This window comes from Paraburkholderia sp. RL17-368-BIF-A, from assembly GCF_046054045.1.
Taxonomy (GTDB): Bacteria; Pseudomonadota; Gammaproteobacteria; order Burkholderiales; family Burkholderiaceae; genus Paraburkholderia; species Paraburkholderia graminis.
In genome coordinates this window covers 262,616-271,727 of the sequence record NZ_JARESN010000010.1, presented here as the reverse complement: position 1 = coordinate 271,727, position 9,112 = coordinate 262,616, and the positions used below count along the sequence as shown (strand labels likewise).

At 62.4% G+C, this 9,112-nt stretch carries 8 protein-coding genes and 1 pseudogene; 2 read left to right on the top strand and 7 right to left on the bottom strand.

Features of this window, described 5'->3' with window-relative positions:
* Nucleotides 1–1,357: ATP-binding protein (locus P0D87_RS19460; RefSeq protein WP_408637000.1), on the top strand; the 1,357-nt coding region annotated here is incomplete at its 5' end.
* On the opposite strand, the gene P0D87_RS19455 is transcribed toward P0D87_RS19460, so the two are convergent.
* The 3 genes from P0D87_RS19455 to hpnJ form a co-directional block, all read right to left on the bottom strand.
* A complete protein-coding gene (locus P0D87_RS19455; protein ID WP_053860359.1) occupies nt 1,354–2,406 on the bottom strand; it encodes a lysylphosphatidylglycerol synthase domain-containing protein in 1,053 nt (350 codons plus the stop codon). The two genes, P0D87_RS19460 and P0D87_RS19455, sit on opposite strands and share 4 nt — an antisense overlap.
* A 97-nt stretch (nt 2,407–2,503) precedes the next feature.
* Nucleotides 2,504–3,676 carry a bacteriohopanetetrol glucosamine biosynthesis glycosyltransferase HpnI gene (gene hpnI / locus P0D87_RS19450; RefSeq protein ID WP_053860358.1) on the bottom strand — a complete coding sequence of 391 codons (1,173 nt, stop codon included), beginning with the start codon at nt 3,674–3,676 and terminating at the stop codon, nt 2,504–2,506.
* Nucleotides 3,673–5,094, bottom strand: coding sequence for a hopanoid biosynthesis associated radical SAM protein HpnJ (hpnJ, locus tag P0D87_RS19445; protein ID WP_006050771.1), 1,422 nt, complete (start codon nt 5,092–5,094; stop codon nt 3,673–3,675). The genes hpnI and hpnJ overlap by 4 nt, the downstream gene beginning before the upstream one ends.
* Before the next feature lie 1,576 nt (nt 5,095–6,670).
* Here hpnJ and P0D87_RS19440 point away from each other — a divergent pair.
* The gene (locus P0D87_RS19440; protein WP_053860357.1) at nt 6,671–7,153 is read left to right on the top strand and encodes a hypothetical protein; all 483 of its coding nucleotides are present in this window, start codon (nt 6,671–6,673) and stop codon (nt 7,151–7,153) included.
* Between the two features lie 312 nt (nt 7,154–7,465).
* Here P0D87_RS19440 and P0D87_RS19435 read toward each other — a convergent pair whose 3' ends face one another.
* From P0D87_RS19435 to P0D87_RS19420, 4 genes and pseudogenes are all read right to left on the bottom strand, one after another.
* Entirely contained in the window at nt 7,466–7,939 is a 474-nt protein-coding gene (locus tag P0D87_RS19435; RefSeq protein WP_053860356.1) for a CreA family protein, read from the bottom strand.
* Between the two features lie 398 nt (nt 7,940–8,337).
* A pseudogene (locus P0D87_RS19430) lies at nt 8,338–8,457 on the bottom strand (AAA family ATPase); the annotation flags it as partial.
* A gap of 199 nt (nt 8,458–8,656) precedes the next feature.
* Nucleotides 8,657–8,866: a hypothetical protein gene (locus P0D87_RS19425; protein ID WP_408636999.1), complete on the bottom strand. Its 210-nt coding sequence runs from the start codon at nt 8,864–8,866 to the stop codon at nt 8,657–8,659.
* Between the two features lie 23 nt (nt 8,867–8,889).
* The gene (locus tag P0D87_RS19420) at nt 8,890–9,111 is read right to left on the bottom strand and encodes an ATP-dependent metallopeptidase FtsH/Yme1/Tma family protein (RefSeq protein WP_408191262.1); all 222 of its coding nucleotides are present in this window, start codon (nt 9,109–9,111) and stop codon (nt 8,890–8,892) included.
* Nucleotide 9,112: the final 1 nt, after the last annotated feature.

The following is a 9,112-nucleotide window of genomic DNA, read 5'->3' as shown; positions in this document are numbered from 1 at the left end:
GAGTTATCGTCAGGCCACGCAGGAAGTCGGCGAATGGGAAGAAGCGCGCCTCGCGGAAGTCGCGCAGATTCTCGCGCTTCTCGATCAGGCCAACCTCGCCACGCTTGCCAACGCGCACATCGACGTGCGAGAGGAAGAAAGAGGCGGTGCGACCAGTGCGAGCGAGAACGACGACGACGACTCGCTGCCGCGCGACGCGCTCTTTCAGGTGCGCACGCGCGACGGCGACGTGATTGCCGGCAGCCCTGCCCTGCGCGCGCTCGGGGCATGGGACCTGCCGGTGCCGGCCGTCTCGGGCACCCAAGACGTCGTGCTGGGCGGTCAGACGTATCACTCGTTCACGCTGCGCGGCACGGCGCTGGGCCACACGGTACGCGTATTCGAGCAGGCCAATACGCGCAGCGATCTGGTCAGTGGAGTGGCGAGCCGTATCGCGCGCCCTGCCCTGATTGCGCTGCCGGTCCTCGCGCTGCTCGTGTGGTTCAGCATCGGCTGGAGCCTCGCGCCGCTGCGCGTGCTGTCGGATGCAATCCGCTCGCGACATATCAACCGCCTGGAGCCTGTCGAAATCGGCGACGCGCCGACCGAGGTGCGGCCGCTCGTCGACGCGCTCAATCTGCTGCTCTCGCGTCTGCACCATTCGCTTGAACGTGAACGCGCGTTTACCGCCGACGCCGCTCACGAACTGAAGACGCCGCTGGCCGCCATCAAGGTGCAGGCACAGGTTGCGCTCGCCGAGCCCGACCCGGCGCGGCAGCGACTCGCGATGGAGCGGGTCGTGCAAGGCGTGGATCGCAGCGCGCGGCTCGCCGAGCAATTGCTGCTGCTCGCACGTCTGGACATGCATGAAAAACTGTCGACGGCACCGCTTGCGCCTGGGTCGCTCGCGAAGCATGCCGTGCTGGCCAACGCCGGCAACCTGCAGCAAAAAAACATGCGCGCGATGCTCGACTGCGACATGCAGGCCGAGATCAATGCGGAGCCTGTGCTGATCGGTATCCTGTTCGACAATTTGGTGGACAACGCAATCAAGTACGGAAGCGAGGGCGGCAACATCGAAATTGCGGTCAAGCGCGCGCACGAGCCGCTCGATAATCGCGTTGTCGTGACCGTGCGCGACGACGGTCCCGGTGTGGCCTCGGCAGATGTCGCGCGGCTGACCAACCGGTTCTTTCGCGCCACTGGTAACCAGGCGACCGGCAGCGGGCTTGGCCTCTCGATTGTCGCGCGCATTGCGGAACACTTTGGCGCGACCGTGCGCTTCGGACCCGGCCTCGAGAGCCGCGGACTCTCCGTCGAAGTATCGTTTCCCGCCTCTACCGCCGCGCCTGACGAGCGACTGAAGGCCGCGGCCTAGCGGCGGTTCGTATCGCAGGCGACGCGGGTGTCCGCGAGTTCCGCCCGTTGCGGGTTCCGCTGCGCCTGACGGCGCACGGGCGCGCGGTTCGCGCCTTCCGCGAACTGCCATGCAATCAGCCCTGGCACGAACATCAGCAGATCGCGAATGCGGCGCGCGCCGGCAAGCGCGAGACACGTCGATGGATCGAGCCCCAGAGCGCCGCCGATCAATATAAAACCGCCCTCCTGCACGCCGAGGCCGCCCGGCACGAAGAAGGCCGCGCTGCTGATGGCCTGGATCAACGACTCGATCACGACGGCTTCAACCAGCGTGACTTGCGTGCCGAGAAAATACAGCGCGAGCCAGATTTCCAGCGACGTCAGCGCGCACTGCAGCGGCTGCCAGAAGAACAGATAGCGCAGCACGACGGCGCGGCGCCGCCAGATCAGCTTGATCGCCAGATCGATTTGCGCGGACTGTCCAACGAGTGCGGCGAGCTTGCCGCTCGTGATGTGATTGAGCGCGCGCGTCATGCGTTCGAACGGACTCGCGTGCTGCACGAGCGCGAACAAAACGAGAAGCGGCGTCAGCACGACCACGCCCCACGCAAGTTGCCCAGCGAGCCGCAGCGTGCCCGAATGCGCGTGCGCAAACAGAAAACCAATGCCGACCATCGTGAACAGCAACTGGCTGATCACCGTCAACTGCATATCGGCGATGATGCTCGCCACCGCCGTGGAAGGCCGCACGCCCCAGCGCCTGAGCATGCGGAACGACACGACCTCTCCGCCGATGCGCGCGACCGGCAGCATGCTATTGACCGATTCGCGCACCCACACGAGATGCAGCATGTCGAGCACGCGCGGCCGGTTCGCGCCGCGAATCAGCGAGCGCCAGTCGCAGGCATTGGCGAGCATCGGCAGGACATGTGCGAGTGCCGCGAGCACAAGCCCCGCGCCGGCGGCGCGCAGCGCGCCGAGCACCGCGACCGGGTTGTCCCGCCGCACGAGCCACAGCGACGCAGCCAGTCCCGCGAGTGCGGCCACGCGCCCGAGATGCTTCATCATGCGGACACCTTTCGCGCGTTCGTTGCGCGACGGGCTTGCCGCTCATCGCGCCATTCGGAAGACGTGCGCATCATCGCCGCCTAAACTCCTCTCGTCGTCATTCGTCCTGCGCGGCCGACAGCAGGCCGTCGCCATCGACGTCGAAGCTGAACCCGCGCCAGACCACCCGCGAACTCCAGAAGCTCGCGACAAAGATCGCAAACGACACGATATCCCATATCGGCAGCATCCAGGCGCCGCCATGCGCCTGCCGCAATGCGCGATCCGCGCTCACCTTCAGTGCGAAACGCACGGACAACGCCAGCGCCGCGATTAGCCAGGCCCACGGCGCGTCGCTCGACAGGCCGATAGCGAGCAACGCCAACGGCAGCGGATGCATCAACGCTGAGCCAACATGACCTGTCGGATCGACGCTGCGAATGGTCCGGCTCCAGCGCAACTCATGCGCAAACAACTGCGCCGCGCTCGCCTCCGCGCAAGCGTGCGAAATGGCAAGCGGCGGAATCGCCACCGTCTCGCCGATGGCGCGCACTGCTTCGCCTATCGCGTGATCTTCGGCAAGATGATGCACGAAGGGCAGAAAGCCGCCGATCTTCTCCAGCGTGCCGCGCCGCATTGCAATGGTCTGTCCAAAGCACGGCCGCGCCAGACCGAGCGCAAGACCGGTGACGACGCCGGGCAGAAACTGATAGTGCGTCGCGGTCGCGGACAGGCGAGGCCAAAAACCGGGATCGGGCTGCGCCCGATACACGCAGGTCACGAGTCCCACGCCTGGCTTCTCCAGTTCGCCGACGATATGACGCAGATAGTCCGGCCCGACGCCAACGTCGCTATCGGCGAACACGAGCAGGTCGTGCCGCGCGTGCGGCATCATATTGATGATGTTGCTGATCTTCCGATTGGGGCCATAGAGACGCGCGTCCACGATCACGGTGATGTCCGCTTGCGGATGCAGGCGCTTGAGGCTTTCGACGGCTTGCAATGCGGGGTCCGCCGGGTCATGCACGCCGAACAGAAACTGCACCGGGCCCGGATAGTTCTGCTCGCAGAAACTCGACAGATTGCTGAGCAGCGCCCACTCGCTGCCGTGCAGCGGCTTCACCACTGTCACCGGCGGAAAGCTGGCGGGCTCCGTTACAGGCCGCGCAAAAAACCGCCCGATCAGCACGCTCGCAATCGTCGTGTAGCCGATGCCGAACAGTGCGCATGCAGCGCAGAGATAAGCGCACGCATGAACGAAAACCGTGGCGGCCCAATGCGCGCCGTTCACGCCTCGTGTGCGCGCAGAAAGCGAAAGAACTCGACGCCTTCGCGCAAGCGCCGTTTCATCATGTCCCAACTGGTCAGCATCTCGCGCACGATTTCCCAGATCTTCGACGGACGAAAATAGAAGCGCTTGTAGAAGTTTTCCAGCTGGTGATAAATCTCCTCGCGCGACAGATGCGGATAGCCGATGGCCGCAAGTTGCACGCCTTCCTTGCTCACGAGGTTGATCACCTTGTTCTCTTCGAGCCAGCCGTTTTCGACCGCCTGGTCGTAGAGCCGCGTGCCCGGATACGGCGCCGCGAGCGACACCTGAATCGTGTGCGGATTGATCTCTTTCGCGTAGTCGATGGTCTTCTGAATGGTCTGCTGCGTTTCTCCGGGCAAGCCGAGAATGAAGGTGCCGTGAATCTTGATGCCGAGCTTGCGGCAGTCGTCGCTGAAACGCCGCGCGATGTCGGTGCGCAATCCCTTCCTGATGTTCAGCAGGATCTGATCGTCGCCGGACTCGTAGCCGACCAGCAGCAAACGCAGGCCGTTTTCCTTCATGATTTTCAGCGTGGAATACGGCACGTTCGCTTTCGCGTTGCACGACCACGTCACGCCGAGCTTGCCGAGACCGCGGGCGATTTCCTCGACGCGCGGCTTGAAGTCGGTGAAGGTGTCGTCGTCAAACATGATCTCCTTCACTTCGGGCATGTTGTCGCGAATCCACTTCACTTCAGCCAGCACGTTCTCGACCGAACGCGTGCGATAACGGTGTCCGCCCACGGTCTGCGGCCACAGACAGAACGTGCATTTTGAGCGGCAGCCCCGTCCTGTATAAATCGACACGTAAGGATGCTTCAGATAGCCGATGAAGTAGTTGTCGATCTTCAGATCGCGCTTGTAGACGGGCGCGACGAACGGCAACTCGTCCATGTTCTCGAGGATCGGGCGCGCCGCGTTGTGCTCGATCGAGCCGTCGGCGGCACGATAGCTCAGGCCCAGAATCTGCGCGAACGGTTTGCCCGCGGCCACTTCCTGGCAGGTGAAGTCGAATTCCTCGCGGCAGACGAAGTCGATCGCCTCGCTCGCTGTCAGCGAATTGTGCGGGTCCACGGCCACCTTCGCGCCGACCATGCCGATCACAAGCGACGGCTTGCGCTTCTTGAGGTCTTCGGCGAAAAGCGCGTCAGTGGGAAACGACGGCGTGCTGGTATGAATGACGACGAGATCGTAGTGCTGCGCGATGTCGAGCGTTGCGTCGACGGACAGGCCATCGGCGGGTGCATCGAGCACGCGGCTGTCGGGCACGAGCGCGGCGGGTTGCGCAAGCCAGGTCGGATACCAGAACGAGCGCACTTCGCGCTTCGCCTGATAACGCGAGCCGGCGCCGCCATCGAAGCCGTCATACGACGGCGCCTGCAAGAACAGAGTTTTCATGGACGCTCCAGCAAGCCTGAAAGGACGCTTTCGGTTTTTTATCGGGAGCCTGTCGGAACTGGAACGCGGGGATGGCGAGCGCGACGGCAGACTCGCGCAGATATTACGGAGCAAACCTGAAGGAAACCTTAAGCAAAACGGCGCGCGCGAGCTGCCTGGATACGGTCAGCGTCCCGGAAGACACAGCGTGCAACAACCGGTCATCGACTGAAGGCGGTGTCGGCACAAAATCCACTGCTTGACTCAGTTTAATAACCACCTGCTCAATCGGCGTCATTCCGAAGATAGTTTCCCGGTCCGTGCAGGGTGCACGGCGACAGCGGCCTTTTGCCCGATATTTCATACGAAGCTCATGCTCTTCGGCCTCGGAAGCGTGCTTAAGCTCGTCCGCCTCCTTCGCAATCTGTGTCCTCGCGAGCTCGCGTGCATTGGTTACCGACAGCCCATTCGGCGAGTGCCATCGAGCAGCCCCCCGCGACGCTCCCGGCAAGCGCAGTCAATAGGATGGCTTGGTTTTAGGTCCCGCCCCCGGCAACGCCCATGATTAGGCAAAAATTCGGCACCAGACCGTCGTTAGTACCGAGTACGGCGGCGCGCAGATCGTCGCCGGATGATACGCCCGGTGCCACGACTCTGCCTCGGCAGTCTCCACGCCTACGGTTGCTTCTGGCCCGCCATCGTTTGCCACCCGGCCTTGAGCTTGTCTGCCCAGATTTTCGCGTGCTTTCATTGCGCGGCAGCTAATTCGCCAAAGGTCCCTTTTCTTTCGGAGTCCGCCTCAATTCGCGCGAGCGTCTTGCAAATGGCCACGCCATGCAGTTCGTCGGCGAGGCTGGTCCGACGGCGCTCCAGTTCTTGCCCTTGATGCCATAGCCGAGGGGTCCGGTAGACATTAAAACGTGCACCTCGGTCCGGCATTTCGCACCGGTAACCCTGCGTCCTCTGGAGCGGTTGTCGAAACACTCCAGTTCGATTGCGGGCTGGTGGGGCCAGTGTTGCCTCGGTCCTGACGGTTCGAGTGTCAGCTACATGCTGTTCGACCATATGAATCCGGTGCTCGTCGCGCAGAGGGAGATGTACGGTGACACCTGGCATACGGCGGGAGTCACCGCGTATTGCGCTCACTCCCCGCTCGCGTTTTGCAATTTCAGACGCGGGTAGACAGCGGTCCGCCATCTGCAGCACACAGTACTGATATGCGAGGCCGTACCCTGGTTCGTGCTTCGCCTCTCCTGAGGCGACGGTGACTGCCCCAGTGCAACGTACATACGAGAAAAAGTTCTTTCTCGTTCATCGCCACGCTCGAAGCTGCGAACATGGACTCAAGGTAGTTTGCGCCAGCATATCTTGTCACATGGACGAGCATACGCCACGCGAGATGACGGCATTAAAGCGGCTGACGTTAGCGCGCATTGCCACTTTCCCAAGGCCCCGGTAAAGTTGCGGACTGGATCTGCGATCGAGGCTTGTCGGTCTGCGTGCCTTCCCCGATGTAACTGCGACGGGTCCGCGCAGGCGCCTGTGAGTATCAGGTCGACCACCACCGTCAATTTCACGCTTCCTGGACATCGCCGACATGAAGTACGCTGCTGCACTGATCGCTCTTTTTGCCTGGGTAGGAGTGACGGTCGGTGCGCCGCTGAGCACATCGAGCAACGCGCGGGCGACCGCATTCGTCGTTGCCGTCGCCACCAGCGATTTGCGCAGTGCACGGCAGGGTGGCCAACACGTATTCGCTTATACGCCTGAAGAGACCGAAGCAACGCTGTCTTCCGCCATAAGAGAATGGCTGACGAAAGGCGACAGGCGCGGCATGCGGCTTGCACTCGCGGACCAGCAAACGATCTTCGCGTTTCATTGGGCGGCGTTACAGATGCCAGCGGACTCACAGTGCTTTGCTGTTATCGATAGTGATGGGTGTCAGGAAGACCTCGACTACTGGCTGACACGAGTGAGGAACGGTGATTCGCAATTCATCTCTGCGTATCGACAGTCGCAGATGAGGCTGGGTCTGCCCCCGGCTCGTCACCCGCAATGGCAAAGGGCTATGAAGCCGTAGGTTGCCCCCGGACAGCCGTCAGAACATCCCGGTTCGATTTCCGGTTACGCCAGAATGAGCAAAATTGTGATTGGCGCGTAAGGTGCTGCGCGGCTCGACGTGTTGCCGACTGATCGGGCCTCCAAGCGCAGGCATCGACAAAGCGTCCCCTCCCGGACGGCCGCTGTGTCGGCGAAATTGCCTGGCACTGGCATGGCGCTTCGCGGCGAAATGAATGCGCTCTATCGCCAGATGTCGATTGACTGAACGATGAGTGGCCCACGCTGATGGTGACACCAAGGTTCACCCTAAAGTCCCGTCTTGAAAGCACTATCATTTCGGCATCCGGAGATCCGCCCGTAACGGAATCACATACAAGCGGCCCGGCAAGTCTCCTGCGGCCTCGTCTTCCGAGTAGCTAAAGTACAGTAGCGCGTGTCGCTCACGGTCGACTATCCGAAAGACGTGAAGGGACTCAAAAATCGGACTTTGCTGGGTGCCGAACACTTTTTCCCGGGCCGGAAGCACGACCGCAAGTTCAAGCTCGCCTGTCTGGTGACACGACGCTGCGAGATCGTGGGCGCGCGATATCCGCCGGCCTCCCAAAGCGTCATCCGAATACGATTCCGTGACATAGCAGGTCACGCCTTTGACAAGAGGATCGCTGTAGGCGGAAATGGTGATGTGGTTTCCATAACGCTGGCTGTAGGTCTTCATCGACGCAAGTTCATCTGCCAGTGCAGCAGGCGGCAAAAAGATCAACAGCGCCCCTGTGATGCTCGATCGTCCCCGAACCCGTTGTTTCATTACGCGTCTCCTCGTTCTCCATCGCCGCGTCTTTGCCCGCGCTGCGTGGCGACGGTCAGCTCATTTCAGGCTATGCCAATGGAAAGAGAACTGCTTGACACAAGTCAACACCAATGTCTCGACCAAGCGAGCGCTATGCCGATTTTGGGCCGATGCTGGCCTGTGAAAAGCTGCGTGAATGCCACGGCGTGCCGCCGGCCGAGAAGACGGCAGGCAGCCCATGATCGATCCAAGCAACTACTGGAGCGTCTGCTCCCGCTCGTCGTTGCTTGACATCCGACCCGCGCCGCGCACCTTGACAAGCGCATCCAGCTCGTCGATGAACACGAAGCAAGGAGCTGGGCCCGAGCCTGCTCGAACAGGTCCCACACGCGGGCCGCGCCCACGCCGACGGACATCTCGACAAATCCCGCGCCGCTCACCGAAAACAATGGCACGCCGGCCTCGCCCGCCACGGGTTTCGCAAGCAGCGTCTTGCCGGTTCCCGGCGCGCCGACGATCTGTAGGCCCGTGAGCATCCTCCCGCCAGGCCTGCGATAACACCCGACGTCGCGCAGAAAGGCAACGATCTGCCGCAACTCGGCCGTGGCTTCGTCGATTCCGGCGATATCATGGAAGACAATGCCGGTTTCGCCCTGCACGAGAACGTGCGCATTGATTTTTGCTCATCCTGCTGCCCTGCTGCACTGCTGCACTGCTGCAGGGCGTCTGAGCGCCTCAACACCACAGGGTCCACACGAAAAAGAGCGCCACGAGCGGTATCACCCACGAAAGCAGCGTGCCCGGCCAGGCACTGTCGACGTCGCCCGTATAGCGCGTGCCGGCCCTGAAAAGTGATCCCGCTAGACGGTCGTCGGCAACGCGAGTCGTCGTGAAGCGCCACGACGACTCGCGCTTCCTTGCGACCGCCGCATCGGATGCTGGCACGAACGGCGCGGCGCCCGGCGTTCTCAGCGTGCGCGAATCCGCGTAGGTGTCACTTCGAGGTTGTCCACCTGTTTCTCGGCCACAAGCTGCCGGAAATCGCTGTAGGCAACTTCTGTGGTCGGGTCCTGACGGGGCATGAATTGCAGCGCGGCCAGCAGCACGGAAAACAACGCAAAAGCGATGCCGGGTTGTTCCGACCAGCGAGCGGATTTGCGCGGCTCGCGCGGAGAACGCTGAACGGGCATC